Origin of the sequence: Paenibacillus hebaui (assembly GCF_051934385.1) — a bacterium.
In the GTDB taxonomy this organism is placed as follows: domain Bacteria; phylum Bacillota; class Bacilli; order Paenibacillales; family Paenibacillaceae; genus Paenibacillus.
In genome coordinates, this window is the sequence record NZ_CP196836.1 from 3,851,676 (window position 1) to 3,870,929 (window position 19,254).

Below are 19,254 nucleotides of genomic sequence, written 5' to 3' on the forward strand. Positions count from 1 at the left end.
AACCACCTCTTCTGAGACAGCATATCACGTTTTCTAAGCTGCCACAAAGAAGAAAAGGACGACATTCGAAGCTTGTTTTTTTATGCTTGACATGTAATGCATTACATAAATTACAGTACAAATACAATAAGAATTTAGTCATGAGGAGGAGCTCCATATGAAAAAAAGTTTGAAGATTGTAACTATCGGTGGAGGTTCAAGTTATACACCGGAATTGGTGGAAGGATTTATAAAACGATATCATGAACTTCCGATAACTGAGCTATGGTTGGTCGACATTGAAGCAGGCAGAGAAAAACTTGAGATTGTTGGTGCCATGGCTCAACGTATGGTAAAAGCTGCTGGGATTGATTGTGAAGTCCATTTGACACTTGATCGACAGGAAGCTTTGAGGGGTGCAGATTTTGTAACGACTCAATTACGAGTAGGACACATGGATGCGCGGATCAAAGACGAGACGATCCCCAATCGATACGGATTAATTGGACAGGAAACAAATGGGGCGGGGGGGATGCTAAAAGCATTTCGAACCATTCCAGTTATTCTAGAGATCGTTGAGGATATGAAAGTACTTTGTCCAAATGCATGGCTGATCAACTTCACGAATCCAGCAGGCATGGTTACTGAAGCGGTTCTTCGTTACGGAATGTGGGAGAAGGTTATTGGATTGTGTAACGTCCCCATTGTGGCCGTGAAAAGCGAATCAGCAGTGCTAGAAAAAAACGAAGATGAACTCTTTTTCAAATTTGCGGGGATTAATCATCTGCACTGGCATAAGATTTATGGACACAACGGCCAAGATCTTACACGTCAAGCAATTGATAAACTGTATGGCCCTGATGCAAAATCAGAGAAAATCGTTGAAAATATCAAAAACATGCGATTCCTGCATGAACAACTTGTCCAATTAGAGATGTTACCTTGTCCATATCATCGGTACTATTACATGACAGATGCAATGATCCAGGAGGAACTTGAAGAAGCCAAGGGAGAAGGGACTCGCGGACAAGTTGTAAAACGTCTTGAAGAAAGCCTCTTCGAGCTATATAAAAATCCAGCTTTAGATCATAAGCCCGAGGAACTTGAGAAACGAGGTGGCGCCTATTATAGTGATGCTGCCTGTGAGATTATTAACTCCATCTATAACAATAAAGGGACTCAGATGGTTGTTAGTACACGCAACAATGGTGCCATCAGTGATCTACCGAAGGAAAGTGCCATTGAAATCACCAGTGTAATCACCTCCCATGGTGCTGAGCCTATTCACTTCGGTTCTTTTCCTCCTGCACAACGAGGATTATTACAGTTGATGAAGTCCATGGAGGAATTAACGATTGAAGCAGCGGTAACAGGAAGCTATGCAACGGCCCTGCAAGCATTTACGTCTAATCCACTGGTTCAAAGCGGAGACTCGGCCAAAGCTTTGTTGGATGAATTACTTGAGGCACATAAACAGTATTTGCCTCAGTTTCACCCGAAAAAGTCCCTTCTTGTATAATAGGGTTCATTAAAACTCTAAATCCTATCCCGTTTCTTACAACTGAAAAGGACTTCAAAGCCTAGTACAGGCCTTGAAGTCCTTTTTTTACTCTGGATTGTAATCGGTTGTTCTTCAGTTTGGCCTAGAATTCGGCTTAGTGTAATTGGAAGTGCTCTTGCCACTCGTTCAGGCCCTCTTCCATGCGATACGCCGTAAAGCCTTCCGATTGAAGTTTCTGTGCTGCCAATGCGGAGTAGACACACAGTGGGCCTCTACAATATGCGATAATCTCTGTGTTTTTTGGAATTTCTCTTATGAATACTTCTAACTCTTCCATCGGCATCGAGATTGCTCCCGCGATATGATCCATTTCATATTCTTCTTTAGGACGTAAATCCACCAGAATGATTGAATCATTTTTTATTCTCTCCCTGACCTCGTCCATGGTAAGTGTTTGAATGTCGTCAAGATTGTTAATAAAGTCATCTTTCATTCTACTGATGTCAGGAATCTGTTTCTCACTAATTCGCCATAAAGAGGACAGAAAATTGATGATCTCCGGATCAGCTAAAGAGTAGATCACAAAAGTTCCTTTTTTCGTGAATTTAACCAGCTTGGCATCGAGTAGAACTTGAAGGTGTCTGGATACATTCGCAACATTCATATCTGTAGATGCAGCTATTTTTTCTACTGTTCTAGAGCCATTGGACAACAGGTTCAAAATCTCCAGACGCTTATCACTGGATAAACATTTTCCTATTCTGGCCAATTGTTTATATAGATCTTCCTTAAAAAGCTTCGCTGAATTCAATAATTCTTCCATTATCGTCAACCTCTATTCTTATTTTATTATCAACGGGGATTCCCAATTTCAATTCGAACTAAAATCAATATTTTAAAAATCGCTTTAAATTGAACTCTTTATTGATTCAATTGAATATTAAAATTTTAACATGAACAACCAGAGTGAAGTCAAGTTATAAGGCTAAAATGCATCTTAATATGAAATCTAACTCCCAGGCACTCATTTCAAACCATGGATTTCCCGCTTGTAGTCAATTAATAAGGAACAGTTGACGAAGACAATTTACAATGCTATAATTCAATTAATCAATTGAATATTAAAAGTTGTTCGTATATGTAATTGTTATACACACCCAAATTTGGAGGGATAGCTTATGTACAAATCTGTAATTGTCGGAACAGGGCCAGCGGGATTGACCGCAGCAATTTACTTGGCTCGTGCGAATATGAATCCACTCGTCATTGAAGGACTCGAACCAGGAGGGCAGCTTACAACCACAACCGAAATTGAGAATTATCCTGGGTTTCCAGAAGGAATCATGGGACCTGAGTTAATGGATAATATGCGTAAACAAGCTGAGCGCTTCGGGGCTACGTTTGTTAACGGTTGGGTAAAAGCAGTAGATTTGAATAACCGACCGTTTAAACTGGACGTGGATGGCAAAGGTGAAATTATTACTGAAACGCTTATCATTTCAACCGGTGCCAGTGCGAAATATTTAGGAATACCAGGTGAAACAGAAAATGTAGGTCGTGGAGTGAGCACTTGTGCCACTTGCGATGGGTTCTTCTTTAGAAATAAGGAACTCATTGTAGTCGGTGGGGGCGATACGGCCTTGGAAGAGGCAAACTTTCTAACACGATTCGCTTCCAAAGTGACTGTGGTGCATCGTCGCGAGGAACTACGAGCTTCCAAAATTATGCAAGATCGCGCTCGTTCAAACCCTAAAATTGCGTGGGCTTTAAGTAAAACCCCACTTGAAGTAGTGGCTGGAGAACGTGGAGTGACCGGATTGAAAGTCAAAAACAATGTCTCAGGGGAAGAAGAAATTCTAGACGCACACGGTGTATTTGTAGCAATTGGTCATCATCCGAATACAGAGTTTTTAAATGGTCAAATTGAGACGGATGGGAATGGCTACATTGTCACAGTTCCCGGCACATCATTGACCAATATCTCAGGTGTCTTTGCTTGTGGTGATGTACAAGATACTCGTTATCGTCAAGCCATTACTGCAGCAGGATCAGGAGCTATGGCAGCCATGGATAGCGAAAAGTTTATCGACTCTTTAGAACATAATTAAAAACATGGGGAAAGGAGCAAATTAGAATGCAGGATCAAAAGATGATTATGAATACGGTTTGGTTCAAAGACGCAAAGGGATTGGGTCGCATTAAAAGCGATAATTTGCAAACCCAAGTAGCCATCCCAGTTTCTAAAGGGGGAAGCGGAGAGGAACTAATCCACAACAACTTCTGATGTCCTCTGCCATCGCTTGTTATGCTTTAACTCTAGCGTACCTGTTAGATCGCAAAAAAATACCCGTTGCTGGATTTTATATGGACACAGGCTCAGTTGGTTCCCTTTAGCTGTGTTTCCTAAATAAAATACGCGAAGGAAAAACCGAAGACTTACTTCCGTATACACGTGAGGCGTTGAATACTTTATTTTAAAAGGAACGTACTTGTATAAAGTGCTTGACTAGTGTGTCAACACGTCTTATTATTCAATTAATCAATTGATTAATACAATTAAAGTGTAAGCTAGATTCTTTAACAAAATCGAATGAATAGAGGGATTTACTATGAGTCATACAGACAGTTTATTTAAAAAATCAAATTTCAAGCGTATTGGAGAATTCAACTCGGTTTCTCCAGAGATCTTCAAGGCATTTATCACTTTTGAAAAGTTAGCACTAGCTGAAGGTAAGTTAACTGCAAAATTCAAAGAAATTATTGCAATTGCTATAGCCCATACCACGGGATGCCCTTACTGTATTGAAGCTCATGTGAAACAAGCTAAGAAAAATGGTGTTTCAAAAGAGGAAATGGCTGAATCAATCATGGTTGCAACAGCACTCAAAGCAGGTTCGGCAATGGCTCATGGTGTTAATGCTTTGAACGCGTATGATGGAAATGAGGACGATGAGTTGTATCGTGCATCATATATTAATCGGCTGAGAGAGTTTACCCAACTAAGTGATTCCTTTAAAGCCTTTGGTTCTTTTGATCAGCAAGCGTTAAAAGCCGACACACTCAGTACCAAGGAGAAAGAATTGATTGCAGTTGCGGTAGCTCATACCACGGGTTGTCCATATTGCATTGACATTCATACCAAAGCCTCTAAAAAAGCTGGTGCAACGAAAGAAGAACTGGCTGAATCAATCATGGTAGCTACAGCATTAAAAGCAGGTTCGGCTCTTGCACATGGCGTAAATGCTCTGGTTGCATTTGACGAGTAACTTTAACTGAAACGGGAGGATACACATGAATATTGAAATCTGGTCTGACATCGCATGTCCATTCTGCTATATAGGTAAACAAAATCTGGAAAAAGCTCTAGAAGGATTGCCTTATAAAGATAAAATTAATATTGAATACAAGAGCTTTGAACTTGATCCGTCCGCTTCCTCATACGATGGAACAAGTTTTGCAGATAAATTAGCCCCAAAGTTCGGTGGAAGAGAACAAGCGAAAGAATTCATGAGTCACTTGACTCAACAAGCCAATAGCGTAGGATTATCTTTTCAATTAGACAGTCTGAAACCTACCAATACATTGGATGCCCACCGTTTATTAAAATGGGCGAAAACGAAAGATAAAGAAACAACGCTAAATGAAAAGTTGCTTGTCGCTCATTTCACGGAATCAAAGGATGTAGGAAATTATGATACGTTGGCGGATATTGCAGTATCCGTTGGATTGGATAGAGAAGAAGCACTTGGTGTCTTGAGATCCAAAGATCTCTATGCAGATCAAGTACGAAAAGATCAGGATGAGGCTCGTCGAGTTGGAATTAGTGGGGTACCGTTCTTTATATTCAATCAAAAATACGCAGTCTCAGGAGCACAGCCGTCAGAATCGTTCTCTCAAGTGTTGGAGAAAGTTTGGGAAGAAGAGCATCCTGCAGCTAAGTTTGAAATGCTTTCTGATGAAACCTCTAGTGAGGGAATATGTACTGATGCAGGATGTGCGATCCCTCCTAAAAAGTCATAAAAGACAAGCGAGGATTCAATTAGATCGGTTTACGTAAAAATTTAAAATAGAGGAGCCTAAACATGAGTAAATTAAATGGTGTAGATGTGAATATGCTCGGAAGCTTGGCAGAAAATTATAAGAAGAACCCTGAAGAGGCGATTACAAGTTTTGCTTCTACAGTAAAATGGAAAGATGGCTTTTACTCTGAAGCCGAGGTTGGGGACTATAAGCCGGTACCTATGGATGAGCCAGAATGGCTATCCGGAACTGGAAAAGGGCCAAATCCAGTTGAGCGTGTGTAGGTGTTGGATTCATTGCGACAGCTTGGCGAAATCGATCTAAATGTTTTCTTTGGCTTAAAGGAAGGGAATTCTGGATTCGATGAAATAAACGTTCGGTTCAATGTAGACAGTGACGCAGATGACGCACAGATTGAAAAATTGATTGCGAAAGCTATAGAAATATCGCCTGTGAGAAACACCATTGAAAGAAACGTTAAAGTGACTTAAACGTATACACTTAACGGTTAAAACCACGAATACTTGATTGTTTTGTAGAAGCGTAGACATTATGCGAGAAATATATCGCATAATGTCTACTTTTTTAAGTGAAAAATCAGAATCTTGCCTTAGGAGTGGAGTAACCATTGAAATACAATTTTGATGAAATCATTTGTCGAGGGACAAGAACATATTCCCATTGAAGCCGCTATTTTAGCGGCTTTTTTATGTTAACGGTACAAGTTCGTGTCCCGAGCCAAGGACAAGAACTTGTACCGATTGCCGGAATGGACAAGAACATAGTCCGATTACTGATTAATGTATCTAGTCGATTTTCGCCTGTTAATTCGTTAAGCTAACGGGCGGGTTAGTTTAATAATGGCTGATTTCTCCAAATGACGTTAGAATGGTTATAAGCCAATATTAGAGGAGGAAATCCATGCTTGATATTAATCAAATTAAAGAGCTTATTCCCCATAGATATCCCTTTCTTTTGGTCGATAGAATCTTAGAAATTGTTGAGGGAAAGAAAGCCGTTGGAATCAAAAATGTGACTTTTAAAGAACCTTATTTCCTTGGTCACCTTCCCGATTATCCTGTCATGCCTGGAGTCTTGATTGTCGAAGTACTAGCACAGGTGGGTGGTATCGCTATGTCCAACGTAGAGAGAAATAACCATAAGATAGGGTTACTGACTGCTATTGATAATAGTCGGTTCAAAAAGCAAGTAAAACCAGGGGATCAATTCCATCTTGAATTCGAAGTGACCCGAACCAAGGGACAGATTGTTAAAGCAAAAGGTATCGCAATGGTAAAGGATCTATGCCTGCAAAAGCAACCAGTTTCTTTGGGATGATCAAATCTGTTGATTTCACCAATTTTAGGGCCAATACCAGGAATCGACTGGATTAAATCATAATCTTCAATCTCAGTAGCCAGGGCATCAATGGTTGTTTCAACATAGCAAGATGCTCTTGGGACTGGTACTAAAGAATAAGGCTAATTAAGATCTTAAGATTGATGAGGCGGCTCTCATACATCATTTGCTGAAATGGGTTTTGTTTTGCAGCCACTATCAACCGTTGAACTCGTTCATTAATCCACCTCTCTCATCGCCCATATTTTTGAAGATAACAGTACGTTGATTGTCATTTTAAGTATCTCGTCAATGACTTTATATTAAGTAGTTGCACACCTCTTTTTTTGAATGGTTCGAATTCCTCTCCTCTAGATCTGATTCATTTTCGATGTCCTGAATAGATCGAGACCATCTCGTGTATGTTCGAAATGGAAAATCCCTCGATATGATTGTCCTCGATGTAAAAAAGCTTGTCCGTGGCTTTCTTCTTTATGTATGTCTAGCCCTATAACCTATAACGGGGTTCATTTGATCTCTCATCAAAGTAAATTTATCGGTAGCCCCCTATGAACTATCTTTTCTCTCCTCAGCATTGCATGTGATACGGGAACTAGGTCCCAACCAGCCTCAAACATGGCATGACAAGTAGGGGTGAACATTATAGCGCTCGGGATCTCAGTCCCACGGGCAGGTACGTTCGACTCGGCCACCCTAATCCTAGAATTTAATACAAAAAGGATCAACCAGAAAGAACAGGTTGATCTCATAATACAAACAGGCAGGATAACGTATCGGTAGATAATATCTAATTTAATTGAAACTACAAAAATCAAACAAACCTTGCATTCAATATATGTATGCGATATATTGCATATAAGAAATTGAAAAGTGAGGATGATAACCATGCCGATACCTAAAGATTTTGCCTCACCTATCCGTATGTCTGCAAAAGAAAGAACATTTTCCCAGATTCAACGATGGATTATCGATGGTACGCTTCAACCAGGTGAAAAGCTTATTGATTCTGAATTGGCGGAAACGCTTGGAGTAAGCCGGACACCTATTCGGGAAGCATTTCAGTTACTCGAAGTACAAGGTCTCGTTTCCATGCATCCTGGAAAAGAAACAAAAGTAACGGAAGTCGAGAAAGATGATATTTTTAAGATGTATTCAACTATGGCTGCTCTTCATGCCTTAGCAGCTGAAGTTACCGCTAAGATTATTGTTCCAGAGCAGATAGAGCAACTGAGAGCAATTAATCTAGAATTTGCAAGTGCCATTAATAGCGGTCAAGTTTACCAAGCAATGGAGATGGATGAACAATTTCATAACCATATCGTGGAGCTTTCAGATAATCCATATGTGACTACATTCAGTGCATCGCTTCAGATTCACATTCGACGATTTAAATACGTGTTCTTAAAGCAGCCTATTACTGCCACACACGCTTCTGTCGAAGAGCATGATTCCATTATTAAAGCTCTTGAGAGTAAGGATAGCGACTATGCTCACGTACTAATGAAACAAAATTTCATCCGTCCGATGCAGGAGCTGAACGAAATACTTTGAACTGAGAGGGGCAAGGAAAATTGGAAAAGGGAAAAGATCTTCGTATTCGAAGCAAGGTAATCAGTGAAGGTGTTAACCGTGTACCGAACAGAGCGATGCTACGTGCAGTTGGTTTTACTGATGATGATTTCAAAAAGCCAATGATTGGCGTAGCTAGTACTTGGAGTGAGGTAACACCGTGCAATATGCACATAAATGAATTAGCTATTCAAGCCAAGCAAGGGGCACGTAATCATGGCGGTGCTCCCCTAATTTTTAATACGATTACAGTTTCAGACGGAATCTCGATGGGGCATGGAGGCATGTTGTTCTCACTGCCGAGCAGGGAAGCTATTGCAGATTCTATTGAAATTGTCACTGGGGCCGAGCGTTTTGACGGCATCGTAGCCATAGGTGGATGCGACAAGAACACTCCTGCATGTTTGATGGCAATCGGACGGATGAATATTCCATCCGTCTACGTATATGGCGGAACGATTCAACCTGGCAATCTCGACGGTAAAAATGTTGATATCGTTTCAGCCTTCGAAGCAGTTGGCCAATATCATGATGGAAAAATGACAGATGAACAACTTCATAAGGTAGAATGCAGTGTCTGCCCAGGTCCAGGATCTTGTGGAGGAATGTATACCGCTAATACTATGGCCGCAGCGGCAGAAGCGATGGGAATGTGTTTACCCGGTTCCTCTTCTACGGCAGCCATTTCAACTGATAAAGCAGCTGAATGTGCAGCAGCAGGTAAACAGGTCATCTCACTACTTGAACAGGAAATCTACCCAAGAGACATTATGACAAAGAAGGCGTTTGAGAATGCGATTACGGTTGTGATGGCTTTGGGTGGTTCAACAAATGCGTTCCTCCATTTGCTGGCCATTGCGCATTCGGTAGAAGTTGATTTAACATTAGACGATTTTGAGCGAATCCGCTTGCGTGTTCCTCATTTGGCAGATCTTAAGCCAAGCGGCCAATATGTCATGCAGGATTTGAATGATGTTGGCGGTATACCCGGGGTAATGAAGTTATTGCTTGCTGAGGGACTCCTTCATGGTGACTGTCTCACAGTCACTGGAAAAACCTTGGCAGAAAACCTAGCCGAAGCAACTCCACTTCAAAATGACCAAGAGATTATTCGCCCATTGGATAAGCCACTTAAGCCAAATGGACCATTGGTGGTGCTTAGAGGTAACCTCGCTCCTGAAGGTGCCGTTGCCAAAATGTCAGGTATGAAGAAACAGCAGTTTTCCGGTCCGACAAAGGTGTACGACAGCGAAGAGGAAGCAACGGAAGCTATTATGAAAAATGAAATCCAACAAGGAGATGTATTGGTCATACGTTATTGCGGTCCCAAGGGCGGGCCAGGTATGCCTGAGATGCTATCCGTTACAGCATTAATTGTAGGTAAAGGTCTGGGCGGGGAAGTTGCCCTTATAACGGATGGTAGATTCTCGGGTGGCTCGCATGGATTTGTAGTCGGCCATGTGTCACCCGAAGCACAGGTAGGTGGACCGATCTCTCTGCTGAGGAATGGGGATATAATCACCATTGACAGCGAAATACAGGAGATAACGGTTCAAGTGACAGAAGAAGAATTGACTGCTCGGGCGCAAGCTTGGGTGCAACCTCCACTTAAAGTAAGTTCAGGTGTACTAGCCAAATATGCTAGACTTGTTTCCTCTGCATCAAGAGGTGCAGTAACAGATATAATTGAATAAAATATAACCTTTTATCAGAACTATGGCTAAGCTACTGGCAAACGATAGTTGAATATAGAAGAAAAGGCAGCTGGTCAGTGCGACCGCTGCCTTTTTAAGCTTACGGGCAATTAGCTTGGTAACGGTAATGATAATTGAATATTGCGAAGTCAGATATTCTATTGTTTCTCTTAAATATAATGTATATATACGATATATTGCATTGCAATATTACTATTATTACTAACATAAGGATGTTTAAAATGCCGATACCTAAAGATTTTGTATAAACAACTCCGATTTCTGCAAAAGAGAGAGCCTTCTTTCAAATCCAACGCTGGATTATCGATGGCACATTACAGCCTCGAGAAAAACTTATCGACGCTGAATTAGCTGAGTCACTGTGTGTCAGCCGCTCCAATTAGTTAGAGAACCGGGCGGCGGCGGACAAGAACTTGTACCGATTGCCGGAATGGACAAGAACATGTTCCTATTACCGATTAGATATATATTTAAACGTCCATCACATGCACTTAAAACCTAATTAAGTACCATAATACATGAAAATGTTTACATTGTATGAGTCAACGGAAACGATGGAAAGGTAAACAGGGAGTGGACATAACTGATTTGCCCCAATGAAGTATCAACATTCAAGATCTCTCAGATATAAAGAGTAATAAAATTGGGAGGGATATACATCAAACATAAGAAAATCAAAGCAGGAATTATACTACATCTTTAGTATAATTCTCGTACTCCGTGCGTGCTCAGGGAAAGGGAGCGGTAGTCTCCATGTTGAACTTACCGTAACAGAAGATTTTGATAAGGAAAACAGACTCAAATTCACCGGCACCACTAATTTACCAAATGAAATGAAACTTGTTCTATCTGTAAAAGGTGAAGATGAATATTCTGCTCAGGCAAAAGTTCAAGTCAATAACGGTATGATAGAAAGTGAGTAGATCTCTAATAATGGAGAAGGTTTAATACCTGGAACGTATAGTCTTCGAATCACATCTCAAGCAGCTATGATACAGCCTGACTCAGTTCAAAACATAATTGGTAAGCAAGGCGAAAATCTTGAGGGTGAGTTTGTTTTGTCCGAAGATACCCTTGGAAAAATGATTGGATATACATACGCTTTTAGTACGAGTGATTCTCTGACAGCAGCGATCGAGAGCGAGACAATTTGGGATGAGGTAAACGGCTATTTAGCCACAGAACAATACACACTCATAACGGATTTCATTGATAAGCTCCAAACACCAAGTCAGGATCTCCAGATGATGTATTACCTTTCTATGTATCATATCTATGACCAAGCTAGAGAAGATAAAAAAGTATTAGAGTCCTTGTACAGCATTCCCAAGGGTTACACGGGCCGAAACGAGGATTTGATCAATTATTACAAATACTTGAATGATTTCTATGAGGATGAATCTCCATTTATCTTTAAGATTACGTAGCACTCTACAAAAAAACAAATTACCACAAGTTCCTTTGCATATTATAAAACTGAAAGCGTACAAACAAGTAATACTCAAAACAGTGATGCTGACACAGTTCACAAGTATATGATGCAGGAGTTCGATGTTTTAACGAATTACGGAAACAATTACGTTCCTAAAATACACGACCCCATTGTACTTGAGAAAGCTAGTAAACATTTGGGGATGTCCGTGAGTGAAGTAGATGAGATTTTTATGGCTAGAGCAATTCAATTACCATAAATAATCGTGGACAGGAGAACGAAAATACCTATTTGATAATAGTGATCTCTTCTGAGAAGATCTTGTCAAGGGACAAGAACAGATTCCCATTAGCCCAACCAGTGGATCGGATTCACGGCTGCGCCGATGTTGAACATGGCACCAGAGTTCTTGTCACAGAAGAGGGAGGCTAACGGTACTTATTTGTTAATAGACAGTATCAATTTCTTTTCCTTCTATTAAAAGTACTTAATAATTCATGTCTGAAAACTTTTGCAGAATTTCATTCGAAATTTTCATTTTTTTACCGATTTTGTTCCGAACACGACGAATTAGTGCTGTACTGTCGAGGGACAAGGACATATACCCATTAAAGTCGCTATTATAGCGTTTTTTTGTTTTATTCATTGTCATGTGATGTTGAAGGTTTGTAATAAAATTCATAAAAAGTATAATAAGGGTATTACATATAAGGAGCGTGAATAGTATGCGAAAAAATACTATGACTATACAAAAGGAGAATAATATGAAAATAAAAAGGATGATAACGATTGAAAAATATAAATATAGGGATTCTTGCGCATGTAGACGCAGGAAAGACGAGTTTAACTGAAAGATTACTTTTTGAAACTGGTATCATATCTGAAATCGGCAGTGTTGATAAAGGAAATACGCAAACAGATTCTATGGAAATGGAACGACAACGAGGAATTACTATTCAATCTGCTGTCGTTTCCTTTACGGTTAATAATGTGAAAGTGAATTTGATTGATACACCAGGTCACCCCGAATTCATCTCTGAAGTTGAGAGGGCTTTACGAGTATTAGATGGAGTCATCCTTGTCATTTCATCTGTCGAAGGTATTCAAACTCAGACACGAGTTTTGATGAAGACACTTGCTAAATTAAAAATCCCTACAATCTTTTTTATCAATAAAATTGATCGTGTGGGTGCTAGGTACGAATCGTTACTAACTGAGATCCATGATAAATTGACACCTCATGCTCTAGCAATGGGCTTTGTTTATAATATCGGCACATCAGCCGCGCATATGGAATTGTTCACGGAAAACAATCAGAAATTTATGGAGGGCCTAGCAAATCGTTTAGCTGATAATAATGAACGCTTTCTCGAACGATATCTTTACAGCGCTAAAGACTTAGCCCCCGTTGACTTTGAATCGGAGTTTCTAGAACAGTTCAAGCAAGCACAGCTTTATCCGGTGCTATTTGGTTCAGCAATTACTGGTGAGGGCATTCCCCATTTGATTACAGCCATACAGAATTGCCATTCTTCCGTTCATTATGAAAATACTTCTTTTACAAGAGGGAAAGTTTTTAAAATTGAACGTGGAAAAAACGACGAAAAGATCGCTTACGTACGAGTTTTCTCTGGTGAAATCAAGATACGTGAGAGTCTTTCCTATTATCGGATGAATCAAACAGGAGAAATTATCAAATTTACCAACAAGGTCACGGGGTTGAAACACTTCTTTTCTGGAAAAACAACAGATGGAACAATTGCTGCAAGTGGAGATATCGTAAAGATTATGGGGTTAACAGAGTGCCAGGTTGGCGATGATATCGGTGTTCCTTCCAATGAAACGACTGAAACTCTGTTCTCGCCGCCTAGTTTAGTAACAACGATCAAAGCCTCTGACGAAAACGAGACAATTCATTTATTCAGAGCATTGAAAAAATTAGCCGAACAGGATCCATTTATTCATATCAAACAGAATTCTCTTCAAAGGGAGCTATCTATTCATCTTTATGGTGAAATTCAAAAAGAAGTGATTCGGGATCAACTGAAAAAAGACGCTCAAATCGATATCGAATTTCTTGCGACACAGCCTATTTATATTGAAAAGCCTATCTTTACAGGGGAGGCAGTTGAGAGAATGGGAGACCAGATAAACCCATTTTATGGTACCGTAGGCTTTCGGATTGATCCGAATCCTCGTTCAACCGGTATAGAATATCATCTAGAAGTAGAGCTCGGCTCCCTACCTTTATCGTTTCATAAGGCAATTGAAGAAACCGTCTATGAGACGCTTAAGCAAGGACTATATGGTTGGGAAGTTCGCGATCTAATCGTGACACTTACTGATACCGCCTATGCAAGTGCAGTTAGTACAGCTAGTGATTTTCGAAAATTAACGCCTCTTGTGTTAATGAGAGCACTAGCTGAAGCAACTACTCAAATTTATGAACCCATTCATCGGTTCGAATTAGAGGTTCCGGCTAATTATCTAAGTAGGATTTTATTTAAACTAACTCAAGCGTCTTCAACCTATCAGGATCCGATTCAGAATGACCAGGTATTTATGATATATGGCATGATCCCGATTAAGAATATTCAGTCATTCAAGAACCAACTTCCGGGTTGGACCCAAGGTGAAGGTGTATTGCTATCCGAATTTTATGGCTATCAGCCCTTCGATGGTGAAGTGCCATCATGTACAAGATACGATCATAATCCATTAAATCGGAAGGAATATCTCTTACATGTCTTGAATTCGGTGTAAGCTGATAAAGCGAGTAAAAAGCAGCGTACAAGCGGTGTACACTGCTTTTTCTTTGACTCATTTATAAAAGAACTAGACAGTAGAGTCCCTATCGTCAGGCAAGAGAAAGGGTGATCACGATAAATCTGAATAAAGCTTTAGGGCTAAGGCACACGAACTGGGATTTAAAGCTGCATCAGTTGGATGAGTCACCATGTGAAAGAATAGAATACATTGGAATAACGGAGGGTCAATTCAGTTTTTTATCTTACATATCCTTAAAGATATACCTTTATGGAACGTGGATATATATAAAATAATTAGTTGGAAATTTACCCCTTTCATTTTACAAACGTTTAACAGTGTTATTAGCAGAGGCGGGATTTGTTATGATAAAAATCTGGAGGCGAATGAGATGCTGGAATTAGAGTTTACTACTATAGAGGAATGGGATGAAGCATTGTGGGCGCGGATGGAGCGGATCTATCATGAGGCTTTTCAAAGCGGCGCTAAGACAAAAGCGATTCTGCGCAGTATGCTGGACCGGGGGATTGGTTATTTACACACGGGCGTGCATCATGGAGAAGTGGTTGCGATGGCTGTTACTGGACTGGAGGGGAAGGCTGCGGACCGCATCCTGATCATCGATTACCTCGCGGTTGAACAGAAGCTGCGCGGGTTGGGCATAGGGACCTGGATGCTGGAGCAGCTCAGAGCCTGGGCGTTAAGGAAACACGGGATCAAAGGTATGATTATCGAGGCGGAGTCCGGGACAACGGAGGCTCATCAGGAACGCGTTCAGTTCTGGCAACGCAACGGGTTCATCCTGACCTCCTATGTCCATCAATATAGAATGGTGCCAGAGCCGTATCAGGCAATGATGCTGCCACTGGATAGAAGCACGCATGTGCCTGATGATGGTGAAGCACTGTTTCGTTATATCAATGCTTTTCACAAGGTTGCTTATCGGAAGAGTTAGACCGCATTCAAGGGACCTGCAGGAAATTTCCGTAGAGATTAGCTGAGGTAAAGTTAATCAAATCTGCGAAGGTTGGTTGATTTTCCGACTTAATGCAAGAACTGATATCGAGGGACAAGAACTTGTACCGATTGCCAGAATGGATAAGAACATAGTCCGATTACCGATTAGATGAATATCTAAATGAAAAGCGATGAATTAAAACCCTAATACTCAGCATAATGCAGGACAGTTTTCGCATTTCTTATGTAACAAATGACTCGATAAGAGATAAACACGGGCAGTTAGATATTAATAAGCGAAATATCATGAGCATAAGACCAGTATCCGCGTTAGCGAACTAATCAATATTCTGCTGACGGATATTGATTTTTATTACTGCCAAGTTCGCATTAATAATGGAAAGGGCAGCAAGGAACGCATCGTTCCATTCCCTCAGTCATCTGCACTTACTTCGTTATATAGTGTCGTTACCATACTTATGGCTGGCTTGATTTTAAAAGAAAAGCTGACGAAAAGCCAATGGACTGGCATTGCTATTATTCTTCTCGGGGTCATTAGCGTAAACATCTAGAAAGGATTATAAGATGAACAGATTGCATACCGTTTATTCATTGATCACCAACCCGAATGATTCACATATATTAATGGTTCAAAACATAGGCTCAGAGACTTGGTCTCTTCCGGGAGGTAAAGTTGAAGCTCATGAAACGTTAGAAGTCGCTGCTATTCGTGAAGTATGTGAGGAAACAGGGTTACATGTAAAGCTCAAGGGAGTCGTAGCTATTAATGAGTATCAAAAGAGAGATTGTTCAGAATACGGTATATGTGTAACCTTCAGAGCATGTATTGTGACTGAGTTGAAGCCATTTCAAGACCTGATGAGATCAGACAGATTGCCTGGATTCGTCTTGAAGAAGCGGATGCGCTCATGCCATTTTACAAGGAAAGTCTACAAGAAATCGTTAGGAAAAGCATGCAGGTATCCTATTTTGATGAAGGAATCATCTGATTTTACAATGGAATGAATATTAAAAGGAAGGGCAAAGGCCCTTCCTTTTTGCTTGTAAATAATAGATGGGAACGTTAGACGAACATAACTGCTCACTGTTTTATATAAATTGTGCAAGAGCCTGAATTCCTTGGGAGATCTGTACTTCGTTCACATTGCCAAACCCCATGATAAGGCTTTCGTTATACTGGTCTTTGCGAATAGTATATCGCTCGGCTGGGTAAATCTTGATACGGTGCTCCTCAAGTTCCATTGCAGTCAAAAGATCGGCGTTTCGGCCTGGCCAAGTTGCGATAAGATGCAAACCCGCAGCATCACCCGATATTTGAACCTTTTCTCCGAACGTATCCGTCAACACCGTAATCAGGTGAGTTCTTCGTTTATTATAGATTCGTTTCATTCGCAAAATATGACGTTTCAAATGCCCTTCGTTCATAAATTTGGTCAAAGTTAGTTGCGATAAGGCAGGACATTGCATATCGGCCGTACGTTTTAGCTGTATGATCGAGTCTACCAGCTCTTGCGGAGCCACAATATAACCAAGCCTTAGAGCAGGGAACATATTTTTACTAAACGTTCCTACGTAGATTACCCGCTCTTCATCAAGCTCTCGCAAAGCATGAACAGGCATTCCGCCATAACGGAACTCGCTATCATAATCATCCTCTATGATGTAAGCTCCTGAGCTTCGAGCATAGTCAAGTAATTGGAGGCGCCTGCTGATCGACAGTATACTCCCAAATGGAAATTGATGAGAAGGGGTCACAAAGATACATCTAAGCTTCTCATGGGTTGGAAGCTGCTCTACACATAGACCATTGGCATCGACGGGCACAGGTATAATCCGGGCATTTGACGATGCAAAGACATTTTGAATAAATGTTGCCGTAGGGTCCTCCATGGCAATCGTTTCACCAGGCGTTAATAAAAGCTTGCTCAATATCGAAAAAGCCTGGGTTGCGCCAGCCGTGACTATAATTTGCGAAGGCAGGCAGTGAAGGCCTTTAATATGAAGAAGATGCTCACAAATGGCTTCTCGAAGATGAACTTCGCCGGCCATATCCTCCTGATACCCAAGCACAGAAGGGGGAAGATCATGATATACATCCAGTGCAGCTCTTCTCCATTTCTGAAGAGGAACATGCTCGAGAGCAGGAAAACTGGGACGAAAATCAATATTTGGTAAACGATTGGCATCTTCAGGAGCGACATACTCATTACGGCCAAGACATTTTTCAGGCTGCTTATGGAGTGGTCTGCTTGTTCCAATATCTCTTACAAAGGTTCCCGCACCTTGTTTACCTTCCAAAAATCCTTCAGCTGTTAGCTGCTCATATACCTCCACAATAAGGGCACGTGAGACCCCAAGTTCTTTGGCAAGCTCCCGAGTAGAGGGAAGTGGAGTTCCTGCCTTGTAACTGCCTTGCATAATTCGGTCTCTGATAAACGAGTATACCCGTCTGGTTTTCGTTTCATTTCGTCCGAGTTGCATGAGGGATCTCCTTTTTAAATTAAATTGGTATGGTCAAATTATATCAAAATTGGCACTAATGATAACCAATATATCATGCTATCATAAATCATACCAATTCCAAATCCTTAAAGAAAGAAGTTAATCTCATGAGAAACCGTAGAGCCCACAGCCTTAGAGCACCCACGATGAGTATAATACCTGAGACTATATCTTCCAAACCAATCGACAAAGACTACGTATTGAATCGTTGGCTGTGCGTTACGGCACTTTTTATGGCATCACTCAATTTGAGACCCGTTGTTTCATCCATTGCCCCCGTCTTGGGAAGCATTCAACATGATCTTGGCCTAAGTGGTGCTGTATCCAGCTTGCTAGTTTCTATTCCGGTGTTATGTATGGGAATACTTGCTCCGTTCTCTGTAAAATTAAGTGAAAGGCTGGGCATTGAGCGAGTTATCACCTTGTCCTTGATGCTGATCGGAGGGAGTACGCTTTTACGCCTGTTTATCCATTCCGCTTCATTGTTATTTTTGACTACATTGTTATCCGGTATGGGTATTGCTATGATGGGACCTTTGTTATCCGGCTTTATTAAAAAACATATGGCTGACAGAGCACCCTCCATGATTGCAATCTACTCCATGGCTTTAGCGTTAGGGGCAGCACTTGGTTCAGGCCTTACTTCTCCCTTGCATTGGAGGCTTCATTCGTGGCAAATGTCTCTGTCATTCTGGCTGATACCTGTGATTCTGGCTTTGCCTATATGGTTCATTGTGTTGAAACGACAGTCTTGTAGCTCTAAAGCTAATTCAAAAAGTTTACTTGGGAAATCGTTAGAACTACCTTGGAAAAAGGGAACAGCATGGATTCTAGCTGTGCAATTCGGATTGTTATCTCTTGTATTTTATTCCCTTTTAGCTTGGCTTCCCTTAATGCTCATTGCGGCAGGTGTATCCATACTTCACGCCGCACTTATGCTAACCCTGTTTGCTTTAGTACAAATTCCGAGTGGTGCCGTTTTGCAACAGCTTCTAAAAGTGCATACTTCAAGACGGAACTGGCTAATCGCATCCTCTATCATGCAAGCTGCAGGTCTGTTACTTATCTTATGTTCCTCTTATTTGTGGCTTGCAGTGGTAATCTGTGGTTTGGGATCAGGTATGCTGTTTGCATTGCTCAACTTACTTCCGGTTGAAATGACCTCTTCACCTGAAGAGGCGGTCTCATGGGCAGCCATGACTCAGTGCATAGGATTTCTCATTGGAGCGGCCGGTCCTTTGTTAACGGGCTACTTGCATGATCGTATGGGTCATTTTAATGCAGCAATCTTGGCAATGGTATTCATCTCTGTAGCTATGGGAATCATATCCTTATCTATTGCATCTAAAGAAGATTCATTGATATTTTCAAACAAAATCTAAGAAAATGACACAATAAAAGAATGTAAAAATGAACTTGGGAGGGCTATATTT

General features: G+C 40.8%; 17 protein-coding genes and 3 pseudogenes. 18 read left to right on the forward strand and 2 right to left on the reverse strand.

The genetic code is table 11. The annotated features are described in order from the left end of the window. The first annotated feature begins 157 nt into the window (after positions 1–157). A complete protein-coding gene (locus ACR32F_RS16950; protein ID WP_440108939.1) occupies positions 158–1,498 on the forward strand; it encodes a 6-phospho-beta-glucosidase in 1,341 nt (446 codons plus the stop codon). 136 nt (positions 1,499–1,634) lie between these two features. Here the strand turns inward: ACR32F_RS16950 and ACR32F_RS16955 are convergent, their stop codons facing one another. Then, positions 1,635–2,303 (reverse strand): ArsR/SmtB family transcription factor, encoded by a 669-nt coding sequence (locus tag ACR32F_RS16955; RefSeq protein WP_440108941.1) that lies wholly within the window; start codon positions 2,301–2,303, stop codon positions 1,635–1,637. A gap of 355 nt (positions 2,304–2,658) precedes the next feature. Here ACR32F_RS16955 and trxB point away from each other — a divergent pair, with 355 nt between their 5' ends. The 16 genes and pseudogenes from trxB to ACR32F_RS17035 all read left to right on the forward strand — a co-directional run bounded on the left by trxB (position 2,659) and on the right by ACR32F_RS17035 (position 16,324). After that, positions 2,659–3,588: a thioredoxin-disulfide reductase gene (trxB, locus tag ACR32F_RS16960; protein WP_440108943.1), complete on the forward strand. Its 930-nt coding sequence runs from the start codon at positions 2,659–2,661 to the stop codon at positions 3,586–3,588. A gap of 26 nt (positions 3,589–3,614) precedes the next feature. Then, on the forward strand, positions 3,615–3,764 hold the full coding sequence (locus ACR32F_RS16965) for a hypothetical protein (protein ID WP_440108945.1): 150 nt from the start codon (positions 3,615–3,617) through the stop codon (positions 3,762–3,764). Between the two features lie 325 nt (positions 3,765–4,089). Continuing rightward, a complete protein-coding gene (locus ACR32F_RS16970; protein ID WP_440108947.1) occupies positions 4,090–4,746 on the forward strand; it encodes a carboxymuconolactone decarboxylase family protein in 657 nt (218 codons plus the stop codon). Between the two features lie 25 nt (positions 4,747–4,771). After that, positions 4,772–5,500: a DsbA family oxidoreductase gene (locus ACR32F_RS16975; RefSeq protein WP_440108949.1), complete on the forward strand. Its 729-nt coding sequence runs from the start codon at positions 4,772–4,774 to the stop codon at positions 5,498–5,500. A 62-nt stretch (positions 5,501–5,562) separates the two neighbouring features. Next, on the forward strand, positions 5,563–5,784 hold the full coding sequence (locus ACR32F_RS16980) for an OsmC family protein (protein ID WP_440108951.1): 222 nt from the start codon (positions 5,563–5,565) through the stop codon (positions 5,782–5,784). 12 nt (positions 5,785–5,796) lie between these two features. Next, entirely contained in the window at positions 5,797–5,991 is a 195-nt protein-coding gene (locus ACR32F_RS16985; protein WP_440108953.1) for an OsmC family protein, read from the forward strand. Positions 5,992–6,421: 430 nt separating this feature from the next. Next, positions 6,422–6,838 (forward strand): 3-hydroxyacyl-ACP dehydratase FabZ, encoded by a 417-nt coding sequence (gene fabZ, locus ACR32F_RS16990; protein ID WP_440108955.1) that lies wholly within the window; start codon positions 6,422–6,424, stop codon positions 6,836–6,838. Positions 6,839–7,744: 906 nt separating this feature from the next. Further along, entirely contained in the window at positions 7,745–8,410 is a 666-nt protein-coding gene (locus tag ACR32F_RS16995; protein WP_440108957.1) for a GntR family transcriptional regulator, read from the forward strand. A gap of 20 nt (positions 8,411–8,430) precedes the next feature. Next, positions 8,431–10,122 (forward strand): dihydroxy-acid dehydratase, encoded by a 1,692-nt coding sequence (gene ilvD / locus ACR32F_RS17000; protein WP_440108958.1) that lies wholly within the window; start codon positions 8,431–8,433, stop codon positions 10,120–10,122. 278 nt (positions 10,123–10,400) lie between these two features. Next, positions 10,401–10,520, forward strand: a pseudogene (locus ACR32F_RS17005) (GntR family transcriptional regulator); the annotation flags it as partial. 681 nt (positions 10,521–11,201) lie between these two features. After that, positions 11,202–11,570 (forward strand): hypothetical protein, encoded by a 369-nt coding sequence (locus tag ACR32F_RS17010; RefSeq protein WP_440108960.1) that lies wholly within the window; start codon positions 11,202–11,204, stop codon positions 11,568–11,570. 794 nt (positions 11,571–12,364) lie between these two features. After that, entirely contained in the window at positions 12,365–14,338 is a 1,974-nt protein-coding gene (locus tag ACR32F_RS17015; RefSeq protein ID WP_440108962.1) for a GTP-binding protein, read from the forward strand. Between the two features lie 394 nt (positions 14,339–14,732). Next, positions 14,733–15,296 (forward strand): GNAT family N-acetyltransferase, encoded by a 564-nt coding sequence (locus tag ACR32F_RS17020; protein WP_440108965.1) that lies wholly within the window; start codon positions 14,733–14,735, stop codon positions 15,294–15,296. A 313-nt stretch (positions 15,297–15,609) separates the two neighbouring features. Further along, positions 15,610–15,729, forward strand: a pseudogene (locus ACR32F_RS17025) (tyrosine-type recombinase/integrase); the annotation flags it as partial. Between the two features lie 51 nt (positions 15,730–15,780). Next, positions 15,781–15,870: pseudogene (locus tag ACR32F_RS17030) on the forward strand (hypothetical protein); the annotation flags it as partial. A gap of 13 nt (positions 15,871–15,883) precedes the next feature. Beyond that, the gene (locus ACR32F_RS17035) at positions 15,884–16,324 is read left to right on the forward strand and encodes an NUDIX hydrolase (protein WP_440108967.1); all 441 of its coding nucleotides are present in this window, start codon (positions 15,884–15,886) and stop codon (positions 16,322–16,324) included. Positions 16,325–16,408: 84 nt separating this feature from the next. Here ACR32F_RS17035 and pdxR read toward each other — a convergent pair whose 3' ends face one another. After that, positions 16,409–17,800 carry a MocR-like pyridoxine biosynthesis transcription factor PdxR gene (gene pdxR / locus ACR32F_RS17040; RefSeq protein ID WP_440108970.1) on the reverse strand — a complete coding sequence of 464 codons (1,392 nt, stop codon included), beginning with the start codon at positions 17,798–17,800 and terminating at the stop codon, positions 16,409–16,411. Between the two features lie 167 nt (positions 17,801–17,967). Here pdxR and ACR32F_RS17045 point away from each other — a divergent pair, with 167 nt between their 5' ends. Then, positions 17,968–19,203, forward strand: coding sequence for an MFS transporter (locus ACR32F_RS17045; RefSeq protein WP_440108972.1), 1,236 nt, complete (start codon positions 17,968–17,970; stop codon positions 19,201–19,203). Positions 19,204–19,254: the final 51 nt, after the last annotated feature.